Here is a 24,760-nt window from a genome sequence, read left to right as displayed (position 1 = left end):
TTCTATGGGCACCCGATCGACCCTGGCCTGCAACCAGCCTGAACTCCACATGATCGGCAGGAGACCGAAGCGGAGGTCGTGACCGGACGTCGTATCCCGAAGAACCGTGCCCTCGCCCTGAGCTGCCTGCTGGCGGCCGGCGTGCTGGTGCCGCAGGCGCCGGCCGCCGCCGATCCCGGCAGCCCGGACCTGGCCGGCCGCCTCGCCGCGGTCCGCACCGCGCGGACCATCAACTACTACCCGTCGGACGCCGGCTGGTCGGCGATGTGGACCCGGTTCGATCCGGTACGCGTGGACGAGGACCTGGCCAGGGCCGCCGAGCTGGGCGCGGACAACGTCCGCGTGGTGGTGTTCCCGCGGGTCTTCGGGTTCCCCGAGCCGGAGCCGGAGTACCTCGGCAAGCTGGACAAGTTCGTCAGCATCGCGGACTCGCACGGCATGACGGTGAAGCTCACCCTGTTCGACTGGTGGTCCCGGTACAAGGACACCCGCGGCAGCGCCACCTGGGCGAACGCGGTGATCGGCAGGTACGCCGACGATCCGCGGGTGCTCACCGTCGAGCTGAAGAACGAACTGTCGCCGGACGACCAGCCGGCGATCCAGTGGGTGCGCCGGCTGATTCCGCAGGTCCGCGTGACCGCCCCGGCGATGCCGCTCACCGTGTCGGTCAACAGTGGTCCGTCCGGCCTGGCCCGGCTCAGGCGACAGCTGGCGGACACCCCGCTGGACTACTACGACTACCACTTCTACGGCCCGTCCGAGCAGGCGTTCCCGGAGCTCGAGGAGGTCAGCGAGGTGGCCGCCCCGGACCCGGTGGTGATCGGCGAGACCGGGCTGAGCACCGCGGCCAGCACCCCCGGCGAGCAGGCCGCCTACCTGGCCCGGGTCTTCCGCGCGGCGGCGGCCGCCGGCGTACGGTCGGTGGCGCCGTGGACGCTCACCGACTTCGCCGCCGGCGCGATCCCGAGCAACGCGGCGGTCTCGCTGATGCCGGCGCAGTACCGGTACGGCCTGTACCGCACCGACGGCACCCCGAAGCCGGCCGCCTCGGTGGTCCGGGCCGCCTGGTCCGGCACCGACCCGGCGGTGGACGTGCTCGACCTCGGCTTCGAGGGGGACCCGGCCGACTCGCCGTGGCGCGACAACCTGCCCGAGTTCGGCACGGCCGAGCCCACCGGCGAGACGGCGCACGACGGCCGGCGGTCGGTCCGGTTCTCCGGCACCGGCCGGGACCGGCGCGGCCTGCCGTCGCTGCGCATCTCGCCGATCACCCCGATCCGGCCCGGCCAGCCCTGGCACGCGGCCGCCTGGGCCCGCGGCGAGAACGCCACAGGCGTCACCGAGATCGCCCTGAGCTGGTTCGACGCCGCCGGCCGGTGGATCGGCCAGGACGTGTCCGGCCGTCTCCCGCGCGGTACCACCGACTGGACCGAGCTGTCGGTGGACGCGGTGGCTCCGCCGGCCGCCGCCGGACTGCAGCTGCACCTCAAGTCCGGCGACAACGCCGGCACCACCTGGTTCGACGACGTCACCCTGGGCCAGCCCGCGCCGGCCGGCCGGCTGCCCGAGAGCCCGGACGTGACCGGCGACGACGGCCTCACCGGCGGCGGCCCGGACGACACCGTGCTGCCGGCCGTCCAGGACACTCAGCCGGCCACCGGCGACCAGGACGTGGCCGGCCGGCTCGAGCAGCTGCCGGAGGAGCGGTGACCCGGGGGGTGAGCCACCGGCGAGGCCGTGCCGGTCCGCAACCCCGCTCGAGCGGCGGGACTGGCCCTACGCTGGACCGGTGCGACTGCTGCTGATCTCCGACACGCACGTCCCGAAACGGGCCCGGGACCTGCCGCCGCCGCTGTGGGCGGCGGTCGACGCGGCAGACGTGGTGCTGCACGCCGGCGACTGGGTCGACGTGGCGCTGCTGGACGCGCTGGAGCAGCGGGCCGCGCGGCTGATCGGCTGCTACGGCAACAACGACGGGGCGGCGCTGCGTGCCCGCCTGCCCGAGGTGGCCCGTGCCTCGCTCGGCGGCGTACGGCTGGCGGTGGTCCACGAGACCGGACCGGCCGCCGGCCGCGAGCGCCGTTGCGCCGACCGGTTCCCGGACACCGACGTGCTGGTCTTCGGCCACTCGCACATCCCGTGGGACAGCACCGCGCCGGGCGGCCCGCGGCTGCTCAACCCGGGCTCACCGACCGACCGGCGCCGCCAGCCGCACTGCACCTACATGACAGCTGTCGCGGCCGGCGGCGAGCTGACCGGCGTCACCCTGCACCGCCTCCCGCCCCGCTGAGGCCGCCGTTTCCGGAGCGGCACGGCCACTTCCGTAAGGTGATCAACTGTGCGGGACGACGAGGTGGACGGGTGCACCGTCACGGTGTGCCGGGACTGCTGCTGCGGCAGCGTGAGCAAGCACCCGGCTGTTGACCATGATCGGCAGGTGGAACGGCTGCGGGCGGCGCTGGCGCCCGGCCACCGGGTGCGGACCAGCCTCTGCCTGGACGCCTGCGCCCAGTCCAACGTGCTGGTCGTGCAGCCGGCCGCGGCGGCGCGGCGGGCGGGAGCACGGCCGGTGTGGTTCGGCCTGGTGCTCGACGACCTGGTGCTCGACGACATCGCGGAGTGGGTGGCGGCCGGTGGTCCGGGACGTGCCGAGATGTCCGCGGCGCTGGAACTGTCCCTGATCACTCCGCCCTGACCGCGTACCGGAAAGCGTCATCCCGATCGGGAAGCGGCGCGGGAGAGGACCGCCTGCCAGTGCCGGTGCCGGTCGGCCTCCGGGGTCAGCACGCAGTCGCCGCAGGTGCCGCCGCCCGGGATGCGGTAGTAGAGGCAGCAGTTGCGCCGGACCAGGAACCAGCGCTCGTGCCGCGGGTCCGGCTGGACCGACGCCGCCGCACCGCGCAGCGGCGGCAGCCGCAGGGCGGCCTCGACGATGGCGGCGCTCCGGGCCGCGCACTCCGGGCGGCCGTCGGCGATCATGCCGGACGCGCCGCCCAGCGCGGAGGCCACGTTGCCCCAGAGGACCTGCGGCGACAGGGCGAACCGGTCGCGGAACACGGTCAGCAGCGGGCCGGCCAGGTCGAGCAGGCCGGTCTCGGCGATCCGCCCGGGCGTCCAGCCGGCGCACGGCTCGGCGGTCAGGTCACGGAAGGCGATCGGCAGCGGGCCGGCCGGCGCCGGCTGCCACCACAGGCGATCCGGATCGGGCAGCGGCAGCGCGCCGCCGACCGCGGCCGCCGCCAGCAGCGGTGACAGCAGCCGCGACGCCAGGCCGAGAAACGTGATCGAGGCGACCTCGCGCTCGCCGATCGCGGCCCGGTCCAGCCCGGACATCCGCGTCAGGGTGTCCCGGCCCAGGTCGACGCGTTCCGCCAGGACCCGCTCGTCGAGCAACTCGCCGAACGGCCGCCACGGCGCCCCGGCAGCCCACGGCTCCCAGGTGAAATAGGGGCCGAGCTGCCCGGCTGCCGCCAGCGCGGCCGACGCGTCCAGAACTGTCATAGGTCTCCACTATCGTCGCCGCGAGTCACGAGAGGAGACGGCGATGGGTGTGTTGTACGACTATTTCCGAGCGCCCGGCCCGGCCGAGGTCCGCGCGCACATGGACGCGCACGAGGCGTCCTCCCCGGTGCCGGAGGTGTATGAGGGCGTCGGGCTGAAGATGATCGACCCGGCCGTCTGCCTGGCCCAGCTGATCGGGTTCGTGACCGGGGGTCCGGGCGGGTCCGGGGAGCTGCTGGTCTGGCCGGCCGGCACGGAGGCCGACGGGGACTACCCGGGGCCGTGGGTGACGGTCCTCGGCGACGAGGCCCGCGACGTCCTGGCCGGCATCCCGGCCGAGCGGGTGCCCGAGCTCGCCGGGCGCTGGAGCGGCATCGAGGAGTTCGGCGGCTTCCTCGACGCCGATTTCCTGGGCGAGGTCATCACCGATCTCGCCGGGCTGGCCGCGCGGGCCCGGGAGCGGCACGAGTCGATCTACTGCTGGATCTGCCTCTGATCCGGAAACGTCTCCTACGCCACATCGGGATCGCTCAGACATTTGTCCGCACCGCCGATCACACCGACATGAGACTGGAACTGCGACGGCTGTGGCCGATCCTCGGCGCGCTGACCGCGTGTGTTCTGGGCTTCCTGCTGCTGCGGCAGGTGGCCACCGGCGCGTTCGGTGACCTCGAGGCCCGGCAGGTGGCCCAGGACGCGGACCGGATCCGGATCGGGCTGGACGGGCAGGCCCGGCTGCTGACCGCGTTCGGCGTGACGAACAGCATCTGGGACAACGCCTACCAGGACATCGCCAGGGGTGACCGGGACGCGTTCGCCGAGGACTTCCCACCGGACACCCAGCACGGCGCCAACGATCTGGACGGTGTGCTGGGCATCGGCCCGGACGGCAGGCCGCGGGTCGGCGGGCTCACCACCGCCGGCGCCGAGTTCGGCGCGCTGCCCGCGACACTCGACGATCCCGCGCTGCTCAAGACGCTGTACGACCCGGCCGCCGCGGCCGGCACCGCCACCTGCGGCATCCTCGACGCCGGCCAGCCCTACCTCTACTGCGGGCTCGGCGCCTTCCCGAGTTCCGGTGAGGGCCGCCCGTCCGGCGGGTTCATCCTGCTCAAGCAGCTCTCCGCGGAGCGGCTCGGCAGGCTCGGCAAGGACATCGGCCTGACCGTCGCCACCGTCGGCGCGGCCCGCCCGGGCGCGACGGCCCAGGCATCGCTGGACAGCGTGGTCGGGAAGATCGAGGTGCGCACCGCCGTGCTCGGCGACGACCGGATGGCGCTGGACGCGACTATGCCCACCGTCGGCGGCGGCACGCTCACCCTGGAGGCGGTCCAGCCACGGCCGATCTACCAGGCCGCGGGCAGCACCGCCAAGCGCCTGTTCGCCCTGATGGCGGTGGCCACCGTGCTGCTGGTCGGGCTGATGCGCTGGTCCACCCGGCGGGCGCTGCGCACCCGGGTCCGCCCGCTGCGCGAGACCACCGAGCGGATCATCGCGTCCGGCGACCACCAGCTGCGCATCGGCGCGCGAGGCGGTGACGACATCGCGGCACTCGGCCGGGCGATCGACGGCATGCTCGACAGGATCAGCGCCAACGAGGAGACGCTCCGCGGCGAGCAGGAACAGCGCCAGCGCGAGACCGAGCGGGCGCACGAGGAGCAGACCGCCGCCCACCGGCAGGCCCAGGAGGCCGCCCGGGAGCTGGTCACCAGCACCTCGACGGTGGTCAGTGGGCAACTCGCCGACGTGTCCGAGCGGGCCGGGACGGTCAGCGCCGCCGCGGCCCGGATCGAGGGTCAGGTGGGCGACGTCCGCTCGGCCGCCAGCCGCCTGCTGGCCAGCAACGGGTCGGCCACCGAGGCGGTCGGCGTCCTGCACGAGAGCCTGCGCCGGGTGGACGAGGTGGCCCGGTTCATCGGTGGCGTCGCCAAGCAGACCAACCTGCTCGCCCTCAACGCGACGATCGAGGCCGCGCGGGCCGGCGCGGCGGGCACCGGTTTCGCCGTGGTGGCCAACGAGGTCAAGTCGCTGGCGCTGACCACGGCGGAGTCCACCGAGACGATCACCACGACCCTCGACGAGCTGAACGAGCACGTCGAAGCGGTGGTGGCCATCATGGCGGCGATGAGCGCGGCGATCGGCGACATCGACGTCACCACCGCCCGGGCCCAGGACATGACCGCCGAGCAGGCGTCCACGCTGACCGACCTGACCGAGCAGGTGGCCGCCGCGATCCGGCGGCTCGACCAGCTCGCCTAGCCGGTCGCCGGCCGCCGAGGCGGCCGGCGACCGACGATCGAACGGGTCACGCGGCGAGCTGCGTCAGGAGCTGGTCGCAGAAGGCCGGCAGGTCGTCCGGCTTGCGGCTGGTGACCAGCGACCCGTCCACGTGGACCTGCTCGTCCACCCAGGTCGCGCCGGCGTTGGTGACGTCGGTGCGCAGGCTCGGCCAGCTGGTCAGCGTGCGGCCGTCGACCACGCCGGCCTCGACCAGCGTCCACGGGCCGTGGCAGATCGCGGCGACCGGCTTGCCGGTGCCGACGAAGTCGCGGACGAAGCGGACCGCCTCCGGGTCGGCGCGCAGGAAGTCCGGGTTGGCCACGCCGCCCGGCAGGACCAGGGCGTCGTACTGCGCCACCCGGGCGTCCTTGACCAGGCGGTCCACCGGGTACGTCCCGGCCTTGTCCAGGTGGTTGACGGCCTGGATGGCGCCGTCCTTGATCGAGATCAGCTCGGCGGTGCCGCCGGCGTTCTCCACCGCCTTGCGCGGTTCGGTGTACTCCACTTCCTCCACGCCGTCGGTGGCGAGAAAAGCGACCCGCTTACCGGTGATGGACGTAGGCATGCTGCCTCCCTTGTCGGCGTTGTCGGATACCGATTTCCTGCCCGGCACGTGGCGGGATAAACAACCGGCCGGGTGAACCCCGTCCCGGCGGGTAAGCCATCGGGCATGACGATTCCCACCTGGGTCAAGACCGCCGCCGCGGTGACCGCCGCGGCCGGTGCCGGATCGCTCGCCACCGACCCGAAGTCGGCGTGGTACCGCACGCTGCGCAAGCCGTCCTGGCAGCCGCCGCCGGTCGCCTTCCCGGCGGTGTGGACGCCGCTCTACGCGCTGATCGCGCTGGCCGGCGCTCGCACGCTGGACCGGGCCGGCGAGGCGGATCGGCGCGCGTTCGCCCGGGCGTACGGGGTCAATCTGCTGCTGAACGCGGGCTGGAGCGCACTGTTCTTCGGGGCGAAGCGGCCGAAGGCCGCGCTCGCCGAGATCGTCACGCTGAACGTCTCGAACGTGCTGTTGCTGCGCCGCGCGGCGCGGACCGATCGGCTGGCCGGCGCCGCCCTCGCGCCCTACGTCGCATGGTGCCTGTTCGCGACCGTCCTCAACGCCGCGATCGTGCGGCGCAACCCGGCGCGCTGAGGCCGACACAGCCACCTTCTTCAGCGACCACGCCGATGAGGTGCTCGCCGTCGAGCGCGACGACCTGGCCGCGCTGAACGTGTCCGACGAGCGGATCGCCGCCGACCCGATCGGCGCGGTCGGCCCGCGTCCCGAGGTGCCGCGGGGCAGCCAGGTGCACGCGCTGCTGCCGTCCGGGCAGCGGCAGCTGGAGCGGTTCTTCCCCGGGTTCGGGCAGCAGGCGGCGGACCCGGACCGGCGCGCTGAGCGCCACCAGTTCGTGGTGGACGCCGATCGGACGAGAGCCCCGGCCCGGCAGTGCCGGGCCGGGGCTCTGTCACCGGCAAGCCGGTCGTCAGCCGGCGACCGCGCGCAGCGGGATGCCCGCCGCCTTGAGCTCGGTCACCAGGTCACGGAGGAACGGGTGTTCGTCGGGCTGGAGGCCGTCCGGATTGGGGATGGTGAAGTAGGCCGAGCCGCCGATCACCGAGGCCGTCGCGGTGCTGGTGTAGCGGTTGACGACGGCCCGGGCGCGGGCCAGGTCGGCGGCGGCCACCTGGATCCGGGCCGGGCGCCACTCGCCGCCCAGGTTGGCTGGGGCCGGCAGGTTCGCGGCGGCGGCCCGGGCCGGGCCGGGGCTCGTGGCGCGCAGCGCGGACCCGGCGCCGGCCGGGGCGAGCAGCGCGTTGGCCACCAGTTGCTGGCCGCTCTCGTTGTAGCCGCGGAAGAGCGGGTTGAAGGCGAACAGCACCGCCCGGCCGGCGCCGGTCGGCTCGTCCACCACCACGGCGGTGCCCTTGAGCAGGTCCGATCCGACGGTGTAGCCGTTGTGCCAGAACGTGTCACCGCTCGGGTAGGTCAGCGCGTTCACGCCGGTGGTGCTCGGGGTCAGGATCGGGTCGTCGTTGTTGAACTCGAAGTCCTCGGCCGGGCGGCCCGCCCCGATCGGGCTGCGGTGGTCCACGTCGACCCGCAGGTGCGAGCCGATCACCAGGTAGTCGTCCGGCTTCGCCACCTCGGTGGTGGAGGTCAGGCCGGCGGCCCGGGCCAGCCGGGTGCCCTCGTTGCGCAGCCCCAGGTAGGTGTTGCCCCGGGCGATCCAGGCGCGCAGGTTGGCCTGGCCGGCGGCGGTGAGCCCGCCGGTCGCGTTGCTGCCGTCCGGGACGAGCAGCACGCCCCGGCCGGTGAAGGCGGGGGTGTTGTCGTTGATGTCGGCGGTGGTCACCGGCTTGAGGTCGAGGCCCCACCGGCTGCCGAGCAGGTAGCGGGCCTCGCCGTAGGAGCCGGCGGTGGTGGTGATGCCGGCGCCCCGGAACAGGCCGACGTCGGGCCGGACGAGCGCGGTCCCGGCGGCCGGCCGGCGGCTCGGGATGAGGGTGACACCGAGGGAGCGGGCGAGCCGGTCGGCGTCGCGGGAGACGGCCTTCGCCGGCACCCGGATCAGGTCACCGTCGCGGACCGCGGCGGCGCCCCGGCCGAGCAGGCGGAAGGTGAGCTGTGCGGCCGAGGCCGAGTCGAGCGGGTAGGAGTAGGAGCCCTTGGCCGGCGCGCGGCCGGTGGCACCGCCCTCGATCCGCTTCACCCGTACGGCGTGGGGCCGCAGGTCGTCGCCGGTGTAGAGGGTGTCGATGCCCATCAGCAGCGGGTTGCTCCACGAGGAGACGTCGTAGAAGTACGGGAACGGGACGTACGGGTCCTCGCCGAGGGTGGCCTGGATCCAGTGCTTCTGCGGCTGTGCCATCGGGATCCAGTAGGCGCCGGCCGGCACGGTGACGTTCTTCGCGGAGCGGCCGCCGAACAGGTGCGCGTCGCGTACCGTGATCGGTTTCTTGATCTCGTAGACCTCGACGTCCATGGCGCGCAACCGCTCGACCAGACGGCGGACGTCGCCGAGCTGGCGGTCCGGCAGCAGGACGTACGACTTGATCTTGATGTTCGGCACCGGGAACTGGACGGTGTTCCCCGGCTGCACCACCTCGTTGGGCTCGAGCGCGCCGGCCCGGCCCTCGGCCAGCGCGTCCGCCCAGATCCGGTAGTAGCCGTTCAGCACCTCGCGCTTGTTGGCGGCGGCCCAGCCGAGCGTCGCCCACTGGGTGTTGAACTGCTGCTGCACCCGGTCCTGGACCGCCGAGGCACTGCCTTTCTCGTACGTCATACCGGCCGCCCCGAATCCGGCCGCCGGAACGGTGTCGCCGTAACCCATGTAGAACAGGTCGTAGGTGTCGTAGTTGAAGTAGCACTCGGTGGTGACCGTCTCGGTGCAGGCGCCGTTGTAGCCGAACCCGGCCTTGTTCGCCGCGCCGATCCGGTTGATCCAGTCGACGGGCGCGTCGGCGATCTCGTGGTGGATCGGGTCCGCGTTCGGCGGGAAGAAGTACTGCCGGCCGCCCATCTCGTGGGCGTCGATGAAGACCTGCGGCGGGTACCGCCGGAGCAGATCGACCTTGCTGTCGGTCTCCGGCTGGGTGCGGGCGAACCAGTCCCGGTTCAGGTCGAAGCCGTACTCGTTCTGCCGCCGCGCCGCGTCCCGGCCGTCCGGGTTCTGGGTCGGCAGGATCACCGTGATCAGGTTGTCGGTGCGGTCCCGGACCGCGCAGGACAGCCCGGCGGCCAGCTCGTAGAGCGTCTTGAGTGAGGCGTCGGCGCCGCTGGTCTCGCCGCCGTGCACGTTCCCGGCGATCCAGACGATGGCCGGTTCGCCGGCCGCGGTCCGGCGGGCCCGGGTGGCCCCGGTCCGCCGCGGATCGCGCAGGTCGCGGATGTCGGCGAGGGTGCGCGGGGTGACCCGCCTGCCGGAGACGACGGCGTAGTCCAGCGGCTGGCCGAGGACGCTGGTGCCCATGGTGCCGGTGGTCACCCGGTCCGAGGCCTTGTCGACGGCGCTCAGGTAACCGCGGATCTCGGTGTTGGTGACCACCCGCTGCTGGCCGAGCCCGAGCGGGAAGCCGAGGAACTGTTCCGGGGTGGGCACCGAGCCGAGGTGGGCGGCGGGGTCGCTGCCACAGGGGGTGCCGGCGCTCGCCGGGGTGCCGGCGAGTTGCGGGGTCAGGGCAGCCACCAGGAGGACTGCCAGGGCCGAGGGTTTCAGGAGTCGCATCGCGTCACCGTTCGCTTGGCGGGAATGACTCGAAACGATCAGCAGCCTATGGCCCTCGATTTGCGACGGTCAATGTACCGGCGTGGCCGCCGGCACCAGATCGAAGGCGTAGCGACCCCGGCCGCCGGAGAGGCAGAGGCCGCTGCCGTCCAGCGGCCGGCGGCGATCGGGCCGTCGACCCGCATCCCGGTGAGCGGGCTCCTCGTCGAGGTGCCCAGGATCCGCACCGGCCCGGTGCCACCACCGCTGTCGCACACCGCGAGCAGCCGGGCGTCCGGCGAGGGGCCGGACGCGACGACCGGATGCCGGCTGGTCACCTTATCGTCGGGGGATGGTGCCGGGGAGATTCGGGGCGGATCGGGAGTGGGGCGAACGGGCGGCACGACCGCTGCGGCTGCTGGCCGGCAGTGGGGCGCGGCCGAGCGGGCCGGAGATCGCGGCGCTGCAGCGGGGCCTGAACCGGCGGGACGAGGTGGCGGCCGCGCTGGTGCGGGCGGTTCGCGAGACGCCCGGGATGACGATGCGGGACCTGGACCGGCTGGTCGCGGCGGGGCCGGCGGAGGGCGTACCGGACGCCTTGACGGCCTTTTTCCGGACGGTCCGCGAGCGGCCGGCGTGGGTGGACGACGCCTTGCTGGCCCGCGGAGCGGAGGCCTGCCGGACGTTCGGCATGGATGCCGGGCTGGTGCTGGCCTACGGCTCGCTGCTCGGCGGTTATCGGACCGGCGCGGCGCTGGAGCCGCTGGTGCGCACCGGCCGGCTCAGTGGCGGCGAGACGCTGCGCCGGATCATCGAGACCTCGCACTGGTGGCGCGCGGTGACCGCGCCGGGCGGACTGGCGCCGGGCGGCCCCGGCTTCACCGCCACCCTGCGGGTACGCGTCCTGCACGCCCTGGTCAACGCCCGGCTGGAGGCCGACCCGACCTGGGACCACGAGTTCCGCGGCCTGCCGATCAACCAGTACGACCAGGCCAGCACCCTCGGCATCTTCTCCACCAGTTTCCTGCTGCATCTGCGACTGCTCGGGGTACGCGTGTCGCGCGCGGACGCCCGGGCGGTGATGCATCTCTGGTGCTACGTCGGCTGGCTGCTCGGGGTGGACGAGGAGTGGCTGCCGTTCACCGAGCGACGCGGGCGGCGGCAGCTCTACCATTTCCTCTCCTTCGACCCGCCGCCGGACCGGAACAGCGTCGCCCTGGCCTGCGCCCTGATCGCGATGACCGACGAGTTCGCGTACGGCTGGCGGCGGGTCTACGAACGGGAACGCGCCCTCTCGGTGAGCACCTGGCTGCTCGGCCGGGCGGCGATGCGGGATCTCGGTCTGCCCTACCGGCCACCGTGGTACGGATTGACGCGCGTCGCGGCGAATCTGCTGATCAGCCACGGTCTCGGGCGCTTGCCGGGCGGCCGGCGGAGGCTGCTGGCGCGAGGCGAGCGGCAGGCGCTGGCCCAGTTCGCGCGCTGGGAGGCGGGGCAGCGGGAACGCCGTGACACCGGCAGGATGGCGGCATGACGGGGCAGAACGACAATCGACGACTCAGTGGACTGATGATCGGCTCGCTGGTCGCACTCAGCTTCGGCACGGTCTTCGTGATGGTCAACAGCGCGGATCTGCCGGCACCGTGGCGGCTGGTGATCCGGGTGGTGGCGCTGCTGATCGCGGCCGTGCTGCTCGTGCGGTTGTTCCGGACCGAGCGCGCGGTCGCGCCGACCAGGGAGAGCGACATCCGCGGCTTCGCCGACCGCAGGTACTGGTACGCGGTCCTCGGCGAGATCATCGCCCTGTTCGGCGGTCTCTACGTGATCAACGGGGTGCTGAAGAAACCGGAGGTCGCTGTCGCCTGGGTGGTGATCGTGGTGGGCGTGCACTTCTTGCCGCTCGCCTGGGCCTGGCGGTTGCCGCTCTTCTACTGGGTCGGCGGGGTGATGACGGTCCTCGGCGTGGCCGGCTTCCTGGCGTACGCGGCCGGCGCGTCGGCGGGCACGGTGGGACTGATTGCCGGGGTCGGGTCCGGCTTCACCCTCTACGCCGCCGTGCTGATGGGGATCCGGGACGCCCACGCCCGCGCCCGCCGGCCGGACCGCAACGTCGTCTGATCCGTTACCGGATCGATAAGGTACGGTCCTCGATCAAGCTGCCACGGGAGGACACGCATGGCCGAGATCGACTGGGTACGGGGCAACGGCTGGGTCCGGCGGATGGACCCGGTCACCGGCGGGGCCATGGTGCTGGCCGTGGAGGCGGTCGCGTTCCTGCTGATCGCGGTGATCGGGACGCCGTTCCTGGTGTTCTTCGTGGCCGACGACGACGCCTCGGTCAGCTGGCTGTGGCCGTTCGCGGCGGTGTGCGCCACCTCCGCGGTGCTCGGCGCCGCGGCGGCGGTGGCGGCCTTCCTGATCGGCTCCCGCGGCACCCAGCGGGATCGGCGGGCCGGCGTGGTGGCGGCGCTGGCCGTCGCGGCCGCCACCGGGGTGCTGACCGCGACCTCGGCCGCCTCCGCGCCGCTGCTGGCCATGGTCAGCGCGCTGCTCACGGTGGGCAACGTGGCGGCGGCCACCCTGCTGCACACGGCCGAGCCGATCGCCGAGCTCGCCGAGCCGGTGGCACCGGCGGTGCTGCCGGAGGTGTTCCTGCTTGCCGCGCCGCTGGCCGAGGCCGAGGTCCGGACCCGGGAGACGGTCGAGATCGAGGTCCGCCGGCCGGCCGCGGCCGCGCGGTGGACCACCGCCCGCCCCCGCCGCCCGCGCGGCCCGGCTGCGCTGCACACCCTGGGCGGCGTGCGGCTGCCCCCGCGGGCGCTGCGGAACCGCCGGCGTTAGCCCGGGACGGCGACCAGCGAGCCGCTCTCCATGGCGACCCACACGGCCGCGCCGGTCACCGCGAGACCGTGCGGTTCCTAGACCAGCGCGGAGAGCACGGCGACGGCGGCGCGGCGGATTCTCATGGACTCCATCCTGAGCCGGGCTCACAAGGGACCGATCAGCACGGGGAGCGCGCCACCGTCCACCGGACGAGGTAACGCTCGGCGACCCTGCCGACGTTCTTCGACAGCGCCTCGATCCTCCCGCATTTCCCGAGGTCACAGGTGGGTTGGGCAAACTTGGGGGAAGGCGCTCACCAGGCTCCGGCCGGCCGGCTTCCGGTCCGCTCCGGGTTCCGGTCCGCCGCTTGACGGTACGGCTGGAGCAGCCCGCCGTACCGAAAAACGGGCTGGCCCGTACCGGAGGCCGCCGTGAGCCGACCACTAGGCACTTAAATCGCTCGATGGGATGAGCGGGCATCCCCCGGTCGATCACGATTGTCCACTGTCTCCTTACCGACAGCAGACAACCGGCGAGCGCAGCCCATACGATGGCGGCATGTCAGCAGCGGTTCCGGTCGTGGCGTCGGGTACCGGGGACCACCTGAGCCAGGCCGGAGTCACCGGCGCCCGGGCCGGTGATGACCCTGCGTGATGGCGAGCGACCTCCGTCGGGCCCGGACGCCGAGGAGCGGCGGCGCATCATCAAGGCGGCGGTCGACCGGCTGCACAAGTCCGATACGCTGCGCGATTCACGCAGCCAGCTGCTGTTGCAGGACGAGCTGGAGCGGGCGCTGGGCATCCGCCCACAGTTCGCCGCGCTGCCCAAATTCCGGGCCCAGGTCGTGGCGCTGGCTACGGTGTGTGTCGATCACAGCGGCGGGCTCCGTCATCTGGCCGACTGCCTGGACATGATCGAGGCGGACGCCACCCTGGTGACGGCGCTGCTGCGGCTGGCCGACGAGTGGCAGGCGATCCAGTTGCTCGCCGGGCACGACTTCCACTGGATGCGGGTCGAGCTGGACCTGATCGCTGTCGACTCCTGGCTGCGCGATCTCGCCGGCCGGTACCGCGTCACGCCGGTCCCGGACTACTGCGAGTCGGCCTGGCAGGTCCTCGCCCATCTGACGGGTGACCCGCCGGTCCCGGGCGGCGGCCGGCCGGCCTGGCTGCGTTTCCTCGAACAGGTGACCGGGCGGATGCCGGCCGGCTCGCAGCAGAAGCTGCGGAAGCTCATCGAGGACCTGTCCACGGACTGGGACACCACACCGGCGGCACCGGCACCCATCCCGATCACCGGTCCGGTCCGTAGTGCCTATCTGGTGTTCCAGTTCGAGCAGTACGGCGCCGACGACGACGTGTTCATCATGTCGCACTGGTGGCAGTGGGCGTCGCCGACCTGGGAGCCGCAGCGCGGCGAGGACCGCCGCGTGCGACGGGACGAGCTGGAGGCGGAGGTCGACAAGGTGGTGCTGGAGACCGAGCGTCGCTGGGCGCATCTGGAGGGACCGGTCACGATCGAGTTCGTGCTGCCCAGTCAACTGCTGAACGAACCTGTGGACCGGTGGTGCTGGGAGCTGGACTCGGCCAGCCCACGGCGGCTGGCACTGCAGTTCCCGCTGGTGATCCGGAGCCTGGAGCGGATCCGCGCGGTCCAGTGGCACCGGGTCTGGCGGGGCCGGTGGCGGGCGGTCACCGAGGGTGTCGTCCAGCCGGGGCTTGTCCACCGGGCGCAAGGGCAGACGGACGTGCAACTCGAAGCCGCGTTGAATCGGGACGGCAAGGCGGTCGTTCTGGTCTTGAGCGAGCCACCGCTGCCGGACACGACAGGCGGGAGACAGCTCCTAGCGGGGTTTAGGTCCGGTTTGCCGGTTATCGTCTGGAACCGTAATTCCGGTCCACAGGAGGCGTTGTGCGAGGTTGTCGAATCGATGATTGAGGTCGGCCTGGATGATCAACCTCCCGGACTGGCGCTTTTGCCGCACGGTGTCGCAGAGTTGAGACGAACGGCGTGGGACGAGGATCCAGACGAACGGGAAGGACGGATCGGTCACGGATTAGTGATCTTGTGGGACGATCCTGAACGGCAGCCCGGCAGGGACACGGGAGAGGTTCGCGCATGACCGGGAACAGTCACCGGGGGAAGTGCGGCGACGTGGTCCGGTCATGGCTGTTCGGCTGCCCCCTGGCCGGAACCGGCCGGATGGCGGTCGGCCGATGAGCAACGGAGCACTCGCCCAGGTCACCCCGCCGGTCGTGGAGCGGCAGCTGCCGCCGGCCGGCTTGCGGCGCGAGGCGGTCATCGTGCTCGACGACGACCCGATCATGCAGTTCTGGTCGCTCGAGATCGAGGAGTACCGCACCCGCCTCGACGCCACCGGCGCCTTCTCGTCGATCACCATCCGCACGCTGGTCGTCCGGCGGGGCCGCCCGGTCGCCCTGGCCGACGGCGCCGACAACCCCGGCTCCCTCGGTGCCGGCCCGCTCGGCCCCCGGGCGGTCTTCCTGGTCACCCACGGCCGCTCGCTGGCCTGGCGCCAGGGTCAGATCACCGGCCTGCTGACCGACTGGGCCCGGGACGGCCTGGTCGCCGTGGTCAACCTGCTGCCGCAGGAGCGCTGGCAGAGTCACGGGCTCCGGGTCACCGACGTGGTCTGGACGCCCGGCACCCGGGCCGCGCCGACGGCCACCACGCCGTGGCGGGTCTCCGGGATGGATCTGCGGTCGGCCGAGGACCAGCGCGCCGACGCCCACCGGACCGCCGTGCCGATCCTGGAGCGCGGCGCCGACTGGCTCGATCGGTGGACCCAGCTGGCCGACGCGACGGTCGGCGGCCCGGTGCGGATGCCGGCACTGCTGGTCTCCCCCGGCGACACCACCGAGCCGGCCCCCGACCTGCACGCGCGACGGCAGGTCATCCGGTTCCGGGCCACCGTCTCGCCGACCGCGTTCCGGCTGGCCACCCGGCTGGCCGCCGCGCCGCTGAACGCCCGGGCGATCCGGGCGGTGCAACGCATGAGCCGGGACACCGGGCTGGAACACCTCACCGAGGTGCTGACCAGCGCCCTGCTCCGCACCATCCGGCCGCCTGCCGCCGGCGGCGGCGACACCCAGATCGTCTACGACTTCGTCTACGGGGTGCGCCAGCAGCTGCTCACCTTCGCCGTCCGGGACCGTATCCTCCAGGTGCAACACGTCGTGGAGAACACCCTCGGGCACGACGTCGAGGTCGTCCGCGGGCTGGCGCTGCGGGTCAAGGATCCGCGACGCGCCGACTACCGCCGGCCCAATCCGGCCACCCGGCAGTACCTCGAGGTCGAGCTGGCGGTCCATCTCGCTCTCGGCGGGCCCAACCTGAGCGCCGCGCAGAGCCTGCGGCAGCTGCTCGGCTCGGCCGTCCCGCTACGGCCCGGCCAGCCCTCCCCTCAAATCGCTTTGCCTGATTTACGCCAGGAGTCCGTTGTGTCTGAAGTAGTGTCTTCGCAGGGGTCCACGAACCCGCTCGTCGCCGGGCCGCCACTGCCGGGGACTGGTCATGATCTGGAAGGGAACACGGTGCCGGTCACCACCGACGGCTTGCAGACGACGCAGCGACGCGATTCCCGGCTCCCGGCCATCGTCGGCAATCTGCCCTTGCGCAACACGAACTTCACCGGGCGCCGTGAGCTGCTCGATCAGCTCCACCAGCGGCTGCGGATCGGCACGACCGCCGTGCTGCCGGAGGCCGTGCACGGTGCGGGCGGTGTCGGCAAGTCGCAGCTGGTGGTGGAATTCGTCTATCTCCATCAACAAGATTTCGACCTGATCTGGTGGATCTCCGCGGAGCGGCCCGCCCAGATCCAGTCCGCCCTGGTCGAGCTGGCCGGCCGGCTGAACCTGCCGGTGCCCGCGACGGCGAACACCGCGGTGCCCGCCGTGCTGGAGGCGTTGCGGCTGGGCAACCCGTACTCCAACTGGCTGTTGATCTTCGACAACGCCGAGGATCCGGAAGACGTCGAACGCTTCTTCCCCAAGGGCGGGCCCGGCAGCATCGTGGTGACCTCCCGCAACCCGGACTGGCGCGGCCGGGCCAGCAAACTGGAGGTCGACGTCTTCGACCGCCAGGAGAGCATCGAACTGATGCGCCGGCGTGACCCGGACCTGGCGTTCTCCGACGCCGACCGGCTGGCCGAGGTGCTGGGCGACCTGCCGCTGGCCATCGAGGCGGCGGCCGCCTGGCGCTCGGAGATGGGCGTGACCGTGCCCGACTACCTGGAGCACCTGGAGCGCAGCGGGCCGGAGCTCGGCGAGGACATCCCGCCGGAGGAGCGCGACTACCCGGCGCACGTGGCAGCGGTGTGGACCGTGACGCTCAACGGGCTGCGCGAGCGCGAGCCGCTGGCCCTGCGGCTGCTGCAGCTCTGCGCGTTCTTCGCGCCCGAGCCGATCAGCAAGGTGCTGCTCTCCAAGCCGCGCGGGGTGTCCATCGACCCGGAGCTGGAACCGCTGATCCGCAACACCAGCCGGCTCGACCGGGTGGTGCTGAGCATCGGCAAGCTCGCGCTGGCCCGGATCAACCACCGCAACAGCTCGTTCCAGATGCACCGTCTGGTACAGCGGGTCCTGATCCACCAGATGGACCACGAGACCCGGGAGCGGATGCGGCACAGTGCCCACCTGCTGCTCGCCGGCAACGACTTCGGTCAGCCCGACAACGCCGAGCACTGGCCGCGGTACGCGGAGCTGTATCCGCACATCGTCGCCTCCGAGGCCGAGCGCTGCCTGGACGACCGGGTTCGCGACCTGATCTACAACGAGGCCCGGTACCTGTGGCGCTGGGGTGAGCACGTCGAGGCCCGTAACCTGGCCAGACGCGCCTTCCAGGCGTGGCAGGCGCTGGGCCGCGAGTCCGACCCGGACAGCCTGCGGATGGCCTGGTGGCTCGGGTCGATGCACCTGGTGGTCGGGGACTACAACGAGGCCAGGCGGCTGAACGCGCGTACCCTCGACCTCTACCGCGAGGCGATGGGCGAGGACGACGAGCAGACCCTGATGGTGACCGGCGCCGTCGCCGCCGACCACCGCGTCTCCGGTGACTTCGCCGGCGCCCTCGAACTCTCGCTGACGGTCTACGAGAAAGCGGTCGCGAACTTCGGCGACGACGTCCCGTTCAGCCTGCAGGCGGCCCACAACCTCGCGGTGAGCATGCGGCTGTCCGGCCTCTACGGCCGCGCCCTGCAACTGGACAACCAGACCTACTACCGGCTTGTGCAGATCTACGGCACCGACCACTCGGACAGCCTCACCACGTTCGGTGGCATCAACCTCGATCGCCGCGAGCTCGGTGACTACGTCAAGGCGCACGCCGACCAGGAGACCGTCATCGCGACGGCCCGGCGGGTGCTCAAGTACGACGACCACCCCGACCTGCTCCGGCAGAACCACCAGCTCGCCAGCTTCCGTCGCAAGGCGGGCCGCCACCAGGAAGCCCTGGACCTGTCCAGCGACGTGCTGCGCCGGTTCCGCAGCCGCTACGGCGAGGGGCACCCGGACACCGTCCTCGCGCTCCTCGCCGTCTCGATCGACCAACGGGTCACCGGCGACCTCGCCGCGGCCAGGGAGAACGGGGAGAAGGCGGTCGAGGGCCTGCGGACGCTTTACGGCGACTCGCACCCGCACACGGCCGGCGCGCAGTCCGACCTCGCGGTGACGCTGCGCCTGCTCGACCGGTTCGAGGAGGCGCGCGCGCTGAACGAGGAGGCGACCCGGTCGCTGACCGAGCGGCTCACCACCTCGCACGCCCTGGTGCTGGCGGCCCGGATCAACCTGGCCAGTGATCACTTCGAGCTGGACGACTTCGAACGGGCGTACGAGCTGGACAAGGACACCTACGCCCGGTGCATCGAGCTGCTCGGCGAGGCGCACCCGACCACGCTGGCCTGCGGGGTGAACCTGGCGATGGACCTGCGCAACCTGGGCCGGAACCGGGTACCGGAGGCGAGCGCGCTGTTCGAGGAGATCATGGACAAGTTCCGGACCGGCCTCGGGGAGACCCACCCGGCCACCGCGGCGGCGGCCGCCGGGGTGCGGGCCAACTGCGACATCGACCCGCTGCCCCTCTAGAGCGTCCAACCGGCCGGTCTCGGATCACCGAGGCCGGCCGGCAGCGCGTCACCCAGCCAGCGGGCGACCGCCAGCGGATCCGGCACCGGCCCCGCCCCGGCCATCGCCACCAGCAGTTCCGGCCGGCCGAGCAGGGCCCGGGCGGCCGGATCGGCCCGCCGGTCCAGGGTGAGCCCCAGACCGATCCAGGCGTGCGGGTCCGCCGGATCCCGCGCCAGGTCACCCAGGTATCCCGCGCGGGCCTCGGGCAGCCGCCCGGCCACCAGGTCGGCATCGGCCGGGGTGGTCCCGGCGACCTGTCCCGGCACCCGGCCGGTCAGCCGGTGGCGGACCAGCACGGCGCGGCCGTCGAGCCACCGGACCTCGGGCAGCCGGACCACGCGCCGGTCCGCCTCGGCCAGCACCGGGGCCGGTGGCGGATCCCCGCGCCGGAACGCCGCGGCCAGCGCGGCACCGGCGGACGGGTCGACCCGGATGCCGGCCGCCCGCCAGCCGGCGTGGTGGTCGAGGGCCATCGCGCCGGCCGTCTCCTCGAGCTCGGGTGGCACCGGCTCGTCCTGCCAGGCGGCGAGCCGGTCGTGCAGGCCGCCGACGAACCGCCTGCCGTGCTCGGTGAGATGCCCGGAGCCGGTCAGCACCCGGGCCGCGCCGAGCGCCTGCCGCCGCCACAGGGCGAACTCGAAGTGGGCGAGTGCCGCCTCGGCCGGCGGCGCGTGGTGCCGGTGCACCCGCCAGAAATCGGTGATCCCGACGAACGCGTAGAGCCCCTGCAGCAGCCCGTCGAGCGGCCGTGGGTCGTCCCGCCAGGGCGCGTAGTAGCGGAGCGCTGGATCCGGCTCGGCCAGGGTGAACAGGTGCAACAGCGCGCCGAGCTTGTGGTGCTGTGCCTCGTGCACCAGGGTCACCGCGAGCTGGGTGGCGTCGTCCGGCTCGGAGAGCAGCACCCCGCCGAACGCCTCGGCCCCCGAGGCGGACAGCTGGCGGTAGGGCGCCTGCCGCGGCACCGGTGCCAGCGAACGGAGGCTGGCAGCGATCCCGGCTGCGCGTTCCGGCTGCTCGCGGGTGAGCAGCCGCCAGGCGTCGCCGAGCAGGGCCCGCCAGCGGCGGATCTCGGCCGGGGTCAGCGGGCGAGGCGCCGAGGGCCGGCGCAGGTCCCGGTACGCGTCGCGGTCGACCAGCGCGACGCTCAGGTCCAGCCCGCCGGCCGACAGGTCGATCCGCACCGGGTCGTGCCAGCCCGGATCGCCGGCTGCCGCGTGGACGGTGACGGTGCCGTCGTCGAGCGTCAGCACCTTGCCGTCGCTGTACGCCCGGGCGTGCCCCGAACCCGCCGGAAAGCTCGCCGCGCCGACGGTCGGCACCATCGCCACGCCGTGCCGGATCGGGACGGCCAGTTCGAACGGCACCCCGGCCCGTACCGCGCAGGCCACCGCCAGCGCGTGCAGGTACCCCAGGTCCGTCCAGAGTGGCGCGGTCCCGGGCTCGCCGGCCCGGCGCAGCGTGTACGCCGCCCAGACGCCCACCTGCGGCTGGGAGAGCACGTCCTCACCGGCCGAGGGATCCGCCCGGTACGCCTGGGACAGCAGATCCAGCGCGGTGTCCAGCGGCGGCAGCGGCCCGGTCACCCCGGGCCTGCCGGAGCACGCCTCGACGAGGGTGAGCAGCACGGTCAGCCGCCAGCTGCGCTCGGACGCCCAGAAACGGGACACCACCTGGCCGTCACCCCCGCCCGCGGCCAGGATCGCGAAGTGCCGGGGGTCGAATCTATGCCTCGACCGGGCTCCCACCCCGGTCAAGCGACATGGTCTTCCGCTTCCGAGCCGGCGTCCCCCGGGCGGCTCGTGAACGAAGGGTTGTAGCCGCTGATGCTGCTCTCTGCGTCGGCGATCCTCTCTCGCACCCGCGCGATAGCTGCGGTGATGCCGGACAACTCGACGGAGCGCAGGGTCGCCACGCTCTCCGCCGAGAGATCGAGCAGCTCGGACTCCATTGCGGCCGAGGTTTCTTCCATCCGCGGTAGCCCTCCAGGACAGTGATGTCGATAGCCATCATCGCCTATCTTCTGACTGCGACGATAGCGTTACGCGGAGCCACCCGGTTCGCCGCGCTGCGCCCGGTTCAGGTCTCGAGGCGGTGAGCCGCCTCCTCGAACCGATCGACGGCCGTGCCCTCCGGTACGAAGAATCGCACCGCCTCCACCAACTCCGCCAGACCACCCGAATGACGCGAACAGCCGCGAATGATCCCGACCGCGTCGAACCGGGTCTGATCGTTGCGCCGGATCGATCCGTACACCGAGGCGCTCAGCAGCGACAGGATGTGCTCGCGATCCTGCGGCCGGCGGAACTCGGGGAGGTCGACGAGAGCGTCCACCACCGGTTTCAGCTTAGTCGCCGAGGGCTCCGGACGCGCCCCCGAAGTGGACGCCCGGTGCCGGCGCAGCAACTGGCCCTCCTCCCGGCCGAGCGCGTCGCGGTACCACAGGTAGGTGGGGGTCTGGTCGATCGCGCCGCCGGTCCGCAGCCGGGTGAACCGGTCCTCGATCGCGGCGGACAGCCGGGAGAAGTCGCCCAGCAGGTCCAGTCCGCCGGTGTCCAGCAGCCGCAGCACCTCGCGGCTGAACAGGCCGGTGCGCCGCCGGCTCAGGTTCACCGCGGGCTGCCCGAGCGCGGCGGCCAGGTAGACCGCCTGCTGCCGGAACGGCACGTCGTCGCCGGCCTGGAAGGTCTCGTGCCCCGCACCGGGCAGGCCGTCCGGCTCGTGCACCTGGCAGACGTCGATCAGCCAGGTCTGCCGCTCCAGGCCGGGCACCTCGCCGGAGCGGTAACGGCGCAGCAGCGAGTCGAGGTCCAGGTCGATCGGGTCGGCCTCGGTGGCCTCCGGATAGAGCAGCCGGCGACGCCTGTCGAGGTCGACGAAACCGTGCCCGCCCCACACCACGTAGAGGTCACCGGCGTCCTTCTCAACACCGATCTCGCGTACGAAGACCTCCCGGATCGTCCCCCGGTCGGCGGGTCGCGAGTCCACCCCGGACGGCAGCCGGTCGGCCGTCACCAGCGGCGTGGCCAGCACCGTCACCCGTTCCGGCGGCACGCCCCGGGCGACGAAGAACTCGGCGAACCGGATCGCGTCGTCCACCGGCCCGTGCAGCGACCAGGCCGGGCCGCCCCGGTATTCATCGATGCCGACGAGGATGACGCGGGCGTCACGCGGATTGCGGGCGGGTTCCGTCATCTTTCCGACGATAGGCGGCGATGTCAGCCGGTGAACTCCGCGAGACGCTCCCGCATGTCCGCGGCGAGCGCGGCCCGGAGTCGCTCCACCTCGGCACGCAGCTCGTTGATCTCGTCGAGGGCGGCGGCCCGTTTCGCCTCGAGCCCGGCGACCGCCTCGGCGTGCGCGTGCCGGGCGTCGGCGACGATGGTGGAGGCTCGCAGCTGCGCCTCGCTGATCAGCTGGGCGGCCTTGGTGGTGGCCTGGTCCAGCACCGTGCCGGCCTGCTGGCGGGCCTCGGCCAGGTGCTCGTCGGCGGTGCGCTGGGCCAGCTCCAGCATCCGGGTGTCGACCGGCCGCCGCCACCGCTCGAGCTCGCCCTCCAGCATCGCGATGTGCTCCTGGACGTCGAGATACTCCAGCTGCAGGCGCCGGACCCGCTCGGCCAGGTCGTGCGGGGTGAGCTGCTCGCTGAGCGCGCGGTTCTCGCGTTCCAGCCGCCGCATCTCGCCGGCCACATCGGCGAGGAACGCGTCGACCTCGTCCTGGTGGTAACCCTGCGTCCCGGCGGGTGGGCGCCGGAACGCGACAGTGCCGATCTCGGCCGGGGTAAGCGGCACAGTGATACCTGCCTTCCCGTCAGTGCACGTTCCCACATGGCTGACGAGGCGACGGTGATCCAGCTCGACCAGGCCCACGTCGCCACGAAGTACACCCGCACCCACCACCAATGTCAACATCGCGTGGCGGTCAGACCCCCGTTGCGTGACCGGCGGCCGGAACGGCGGACAGCGCCTCCCCCACCATGGCGAGCAGTTCGACGGCGGTGAACGGTTTCTGCAGGATCCGGACCGCCGGGTCGATGCCGTGCTCGCGGCGTACCTCGGCGTCGCTGTACCCGGACATGAACAGCACCCGCAGGTCGGCGCGGCGGGACCGCAGGCGAGCGGCCAGCGCCGGGCCGGACCGGCCGCGCAGCACCACGTCGGTGATCAGCAGGGCCACACCCTGCAGGTCCAGGTCGGCCAGCGAGCCATCACCCAGCGCGGTGGCCCGGTACCCGTTGTCCCGCAGGATCCGGACCACCAGGTCGCGTACGAAATCGTCGTCCTCGACCACCATGATCAGCTCGCCGTGGCCGGGGGCCGGCTCGTGCTCCGGGCCGTCGGCCTGGCCGGCCGGCGCGGCGGCCGACGGCAGCAGGATCCGGAACGTGGTGCCGACGCCGAGCGCCGAGTCGACGCCGATGTGCCCGTTCGCCTCACCGACGATGCCGTAGACGGTCGACAACCCGAGCCCGGTCCCCCGGTCCGCCGGCTTGGTGGTGAAGAACGGCTCGAAGAGCCGGTCCCGCACCTCGGGGGTCATCCCGGTGCCGGTGTCGCTGACCACCAGCCGCGCGAAGGGGGCCCCGTCCTCCTCCACCGCGTCGGTCTCCACCACCACCACGCCACCGTCCGGCATCGCGTCCCGCGCGTTGATCACCAGGTTGAGCAGGATCTGGTCGAGCCGGCCGCGGTTGGCCCGCACCGGCAGCTCGCCGGCCGCCGGGCGGCTGACCAGCCGGATGTTGTCCCCGATGGTCCGGCTCAGCAGCTCGTCGGCCTCGGTGACCACCTGGTTCAGGTCGATGATCTCCACCTGGGTGGGTTCCCGCTTGGCGAACAGCAGCAGCTGCCCGGTCAGCGACTTGGCCCGCTCGGCGGCGTTGCGGATCCGGGACAGGTCCTCGGCGGCCTCACCGGTGACCTCGTCGGCCAGGAAGTCGGCGTAGTTCAGGATGATCGCGAGCAGGTTGTTGAAGTCGTGCGCGACGCCGCCGGCGAGCTGGCCCAGGCTCTCCAGCCGGTCGGCACGCGCGGAGCGTTCCCGGGCCTGCTTCTCCTCGGTGATGTCGCGCTCGGTGGCGGCCGCGGCGACCACGACGCCGCTCTCGTCGCGGACCGGCCAGACGTCGACCTGGACCACCAGCGAGGTGCCGTCCTTGCGGAGCCGGCGGGTCTCGTCCAGGTGGACCCGCCGGCCGGCGGCCAGGTCGGCCAGGGCGGCCTCCAGCGCCGGGCCGCGGTCCGGAGGCAGGAACTCGATCAGCGGACGGCCGAGCACCTCGCTCGCCGGCCAGCCGTACATCCGTTCCGCGCCACCGTTCCAGGCGGTGACGACGCCGTCGAGGGTGCTCGCGATGATGGCGTCGGTGGACTGCGCGGCGATCGCGCCGAGCATCTCCCGCTCCCGGGCCGCCTCGGCGGAGGCCACCAGCATCTTGTCGTAGTGGTGGGCGATGCCCCAGCCGAGCGCGGTGGCGGCGAGCACCACGGCCAGGCGGGCGAGTTGATCGACGGAGCCGAACAGACCCTGCCAGGACGAGATGGCGACGGCCAGCGCCATCGCGTAGCCGCCGACGGCGAGGACACCCCGCGGACTGGCCGAGGCCGCCGCCAGCGCCGGGCCCAGAGCGACCATGCCGAACATCAGCTTCTGTGGGGGCGCCGCCGCGGAGATGATCGCCAGCACGGTCACGGTCGCCATCGAGACCATGACGTACGACGATCGCAATTGACCGCCCATCCCGACCCCTTGTTCGATTTGCCCGGGTATTTCCCCGTAGATTAGTCCCGTTGGCGAGCACCCGGGCGGGACAACCGG

Annotated in this window: 20 protein-coding genes; 11 read left to right on the top strand and 9 right to left on the bottom strand. The window is 72.7% G+C overall.

Annotated elements, in window-relative coordinates; all coding sequences use genetic code 11:
• The first annotated feature begins 78 nt into the window (after positions 1-78).
• The 3 genes from Actob_RS14925 to Actob_RS14915 all read left to right on the top strand — a co-directional run bounded on the left by Actob_RS14925 (position 79) and on the right by Actob_RS14915 (position 2,695).
• Positions 79-1,710 carry a cellulase family glycosylhydrolase gene (locus Actob_RS14925; RefSeq protein ID WP_284920773.1) on the top strand — a complete coding sequence of 544 codons (1,632 nt, stop codon included), beginning with the start codon at positions 79-81 and terminating at the stop codon, positions 1,708-1,710.
• A gap of 79 nt (positions 1,711-1,789) precedes the next feature.
• On the top strand, positions 1,790-2,290 hold the full coding sequence (locus Actob_RS14920) for a metallophosphoesterase family protein (protein WP_284920772.1): 501 nt from the start codon (positions 1,790-1,792) through the stop codon (positions 2,288-2,290).
• 48 nt (positions 2,291-2,338) lie between these two features.
• On the top strand, positions 2,339-2,695 hold the full coding sequence (locus tag Actob_RS14915; RefSeq protein ID WP_284920771.1) for a hypothetical protein: 357 nt from the start codon (positions 2,339-2,341) through the stop codon (positions 2,693-2,695).
• A 17-nt stretch (positions 2,696-2,712) separates the two neighbouring features.
• Here the strand turns inward: Actob_RS14915 and Actob_RS14910 are convergent, their stop codons facing one another.
• Complete coding sequence (locus tag Actob_RS14910; RefSeq protein ID WP_284920770.1) at positions 2,713-3,501, bottom strand: (2Fe-2S)-binding protein; 789 nt, start codon at positions 3,499-3,501, stop codon at positions 2,713-2,715.
• A gap of 43 nt (positions 3,502-3,544) precedes the next feature.
• On the opposite strand from Actob_RS14910, the gene Actob_RS14905 reads away from it, so the two are divergent.
• Positions 3,545-3,997, top strand: coding sequence for a hypothetical protein (locus Actob_RS14905; RefSeq protein ID WP_284920769.1), 453 nt, complete (start codon positions 3,545-3,547; stop codon positions 3,995-3,997).
• 68 nt (positions 3,998-4,065) lie between these two features.
• On the top strand, positions 4,066-5,760 hold the full coding sequence (locus Actob_RS14900) for a methyl-accepting chemotaxis protein (RefSeq protein WP_284920768.1): 1,695 nt from the start codon (positions 4,066-4,068) through the stop codon (positions 5,758-5,760).
• Between the two features lie 46 nt (positions 5,761-5,806).
• Here the strand turns inward: Actob_RS14900 and Actob_RS14895 are convergent, their stop codons facing one another.
• Entirely contained in the window at positions 5,807-6,346 is a 540-nt protein-coding gene (locus Actob_RS14895; protein ID WP_284920767.1) for a type 1 glutamine amidotransferase domain-containing protein, read from the bottom strand.
• Positions 6,347-6,451: 105 nt separating this feature from the next.
• Between Actob_RS14895 and Actob_RS14890 the strand changes: the two genes are divergently transcribed.
• Positions 6,452-6,922 (top strand): TspO/MBR family protein, encoded by a 471-nt coding sequence (locus Actob_RS14890; RefSeq protein WP_284920766.1) that lies wholly within the window; start codon positions 6,452-6,454, stop codon positions 6,920-6,922.
• Here Actob_RS14890 and Actob_RS14885 read toward each other — a convergent pair.
• Both Actob_RS14885 and Actob_RS14880 read right to left on the bottom strand, forming a co-directional pair.
• Complete coding sequence (locus Actob_RS14885) at positions 6,885-7,175, bottom strand: hypothetical protein (protein WP_284920765.1); 291 nt, start codon at positions 7,173-7,175, stop codon at positions 6,885-6,887. The two genes, Actob_RS14890 and Actob_RS14885, sit on opposite strands and share 38 nt — an antisense overlap.
• Before the next feature lie 81 nt (positions 7,176-7,256).
• On the bottom strand, positions 7,257-9,998 hold the full coding sequence (locus tag Actob_RS14880; RefSeq protein ID WP_284920764.1) for a M14 family zinc carboxypeptidase: 2,742 nt from the start codon (positions 9,996-9,998) through the stop codon (positions 7,257-7,259).
• A gap of 331 nt (positions 9,999-10,329) precedes the next feature.
• On the opposite strand from Actob_RS14880, the gene Actob_RS14875 reads away from it, so the two are divergent.
• The 5 genes from Actob_RS14875 (at position 10,330) to fxsT (ending at position 18,901) form a co-directional block, all read left to right on the top strand.
• Entirely contained in the window at positions 10,330-11,511 is a 1,182-nt protein-coding gene (locus Actob_RS14875; protein ID WP_284920763.1) for an oxygenase MpaB family protein, read from the top strand.
• On the top strand, positions 11,508-12,095 hold the full coding sequence (locus tag Actob_RS14870; RefSeq protein ID WP_284920762.1) for a hypothetical protein: 588 nt from the start codon (positions 11,508-11,510) through the stop codon (positions 12,093-12,095). Before Actob_RS14875 ends, Actob_RS14870 begins: the two co-directional genes overlap by 4 nt.
• A 57-nt stretch (positions 12,096-12,152) precedes the next feature.
• Positions 12,153-12,818 (top strand): hypothetical protein, encoded by a 666-nt coding sequence (locus tag Actob_RS14865; RefSeq protein ID WP_284920761.1) that lies wholly within the window; start codon positions 12,153-12,155, stop codon positions 12,816-12,818.
• 622 nt (positions 12,819-13,440) lie between these two features.
• Positions 13,441-14,922: a VMAP-C domain-containing protein gene (locus Actob_RS14860; RefSeq protein ID WP_284920760.1), complete on the top strand. Its 1,482-nt coding sequence runs from the start codon at positions 13,441-13,443 to the stop codon at positions 14,920-14,922.
• Between the two features lie 94 nt (positions 14,923-15,016).
• Positions 15,017-18,901 (top strand): FxSxx-COOH system tetratricopeptide repeat protein, encoded by a 3,885-nt coding sequence (gene fxsT, locus Actob_RS14855; protein WP_284920759.1) that lies wholly within the window; start codon positions 15,017-15,019, stop codon positions 18,899-18,901.
• On the opposite strand, the gene Actob_RS14850 is transcribed toward fxsT, so the two are convergent.
• From Actob_RS14850 to Actob_RS14830, 5 genes are all read right to left on the bottom strand, one after another.
• Positions 18,898-20,688, bottom strand: coding sequence for an HEXXH motif domain-containing protein (locus Actob_RS14850; protein WP_284920758.1), 1,791 nt, complete (start codon positions 20,686-20,688; stop codon positions 18,898-18,900). The two genes, fxsT and Actob_RS14850, sit on opposite strands and share 4 nt — an antisense overlap.
• A gap of 5 nt (positions 20,689-20,693) precedes the next feature.
• A complete protein-coding gene (locus Actob_RS14845) occupies positions 20,694-20,912 on the bottom strand; it encodes a hypothetical protein (RefSeq protein ID WP_284920757.1) in 219 nt (72 codons plus the stop codon).
• Between the two features lie 107 nt (positions 20,913-21,019).
• The gene (locus Actob_RS14840; RefSeq protein WP_284920756.1) at positions 21,020-22,135 is read right to left on the bottom strand and encodes an effector-associated domain 2-containing protein; all 1,116 of its coding nucleotides are present in this window, start codon (positions 22,133-22,135) and stop codon (positions 21,020-21,022) included.
• Between the two features lie 23 nt (positions 22,136-22,158).
• Positions 22,159-22,734 carry a DivIVA domain-containing protein gene (locus Actob_RS14835; protein ID WP_284920755.1) on the bottom strand — a complete coding sequence of 192 codons (576 nt, stop codon included), beginning with the start codon at positions 22,732-22,734 and terminating at the stop codon, positions 22,159-22,161.
• Between the two features lie 130 nt (positions 22,735-22,864).
• Complete coding sequence (locus Actob_RS14830) at positions 22,865-24,682, bottom strand: hybrid sensor histidine kinase/response regulator (protein WP_284920754.1); 1,818 nt, start codon at positions 24,680-24,682, stop codon at positions 22,865-22,867.
• Positions 24,683-24,760: the final 78 nt, after the last annotated feature.

The sequence above is a fragment of the Actinoplanes oblitus genome (assembly GCF_030252345.1).
Classification (GTDB): domain Bacteria; phylum Actinomycetota; class Actinomycetes; order Mycobacteriales; family Micromonosporaceae; genus Actinoplanes; species Actinoplanes oblitus.
Note: the sequence above shows the minus strand (reverse complement) of the source record. Positions and strands in the feature narration are given on the sequence as shown.

Bases quoted from the DNA above. Each gene is read 5' to 3' on its own strand.
- Actob_RS14865 (WP_284920761.1), top strand. From the start codon at position 12,153: ATGGCCGAGATCGACTGGGTACGGGGCAACGGCTGGGTCCGGCGGATG.
- Actob_RS14875 (WP_284920763.1), top strand. From the start codon at position 10,330: ATGGTGCCGGGGAGATTCGGGGCGGATCGGGAGTGGGGCGAACGGGCG.
- Actob_RS14840 (WP_284920756.1), bottom strand. From the start codon at position 22,135: ATGACGGAACCCGCCCGCAATCCGCGTGACGCCCGCGTCATCCTCGTC.
- Actob_RS14870 (WP_284920762.1), top strand. From the start codon at position 11,508: ATGACGGGGCAGAACGACAATCGACGACTCAGTGGACTGATGATCGGC.
- Actob_RS14905 (WP_284920769.1), top strand. From the start codon at position 3,545: ATGGGTGTGTTGTACGACTATTTCCGAGCGCCCGGCCCGGCCGAGGTC.
- Actob_RS14845 (WP_284920757.1), bottom strand. From the start codon at position 20,912: ATGGAAGAAACCTCGGCCGCAATGGAGTCCGAGCTGCTCGATCTCTCG.
- fxsT (WP_284920759.1), top strand. From the start codon at position 15,017: ATGAGCAACGGAGCACTCGCCCAGGTCACCCCGCCGGTCGTGGAGCGG.
- Actob_RS14890 (WP_284920766.1), top strand. From the start codon at position 6,452: ATGACGATTCCCACCTGGGTCAAGACCGCCGCCGCGGTGACCGCCGCG.
- Actob_RS14900 (WP_284920768.1), top strand. From the start codon at position 4,066: ATGAGACTGGAACTGCGACGGCTGTGGCCGATCCTCGGCGCGCTGACC.
- Actob_RS14830 (WP_284920754.1), bottom strand. From the start codon at position 24,682: ATGGGCGGTCAATTGCGATCGTCGTACGTCATGGTCTCGATGGCGACC.
- Actob_RS14895 (WP_284920767.1), bottom strand. From the start codon at position 6,346: ATGCCTACGTCCATCACCGGTAAGCGGGTCGCTTTTCTCGCCACCGAC.
- Actob_RS14860 (WP_284920760.1), top strand. From the start codon at position 13,441: ATGACCCTGCGTGATGGCGAGCGACCTCCGTCGGGCCCGGACGCCGAG.
- Actob_RS14910 (WP_284920770.1), bottom strand. From the start codon at position 3,501: ATGACAGTTCTGGACGCGTCGGCCGCGCTGGCGGCAGCCGGGCAGCTC.
- Actob_RS14880 (WP_284920764.1), bottom strand. From the start codon at position 9,998: ATGCGACTCCTGAAACCCTCGGCCCTGGCAGTCCTCCTGGTGGCTGCC.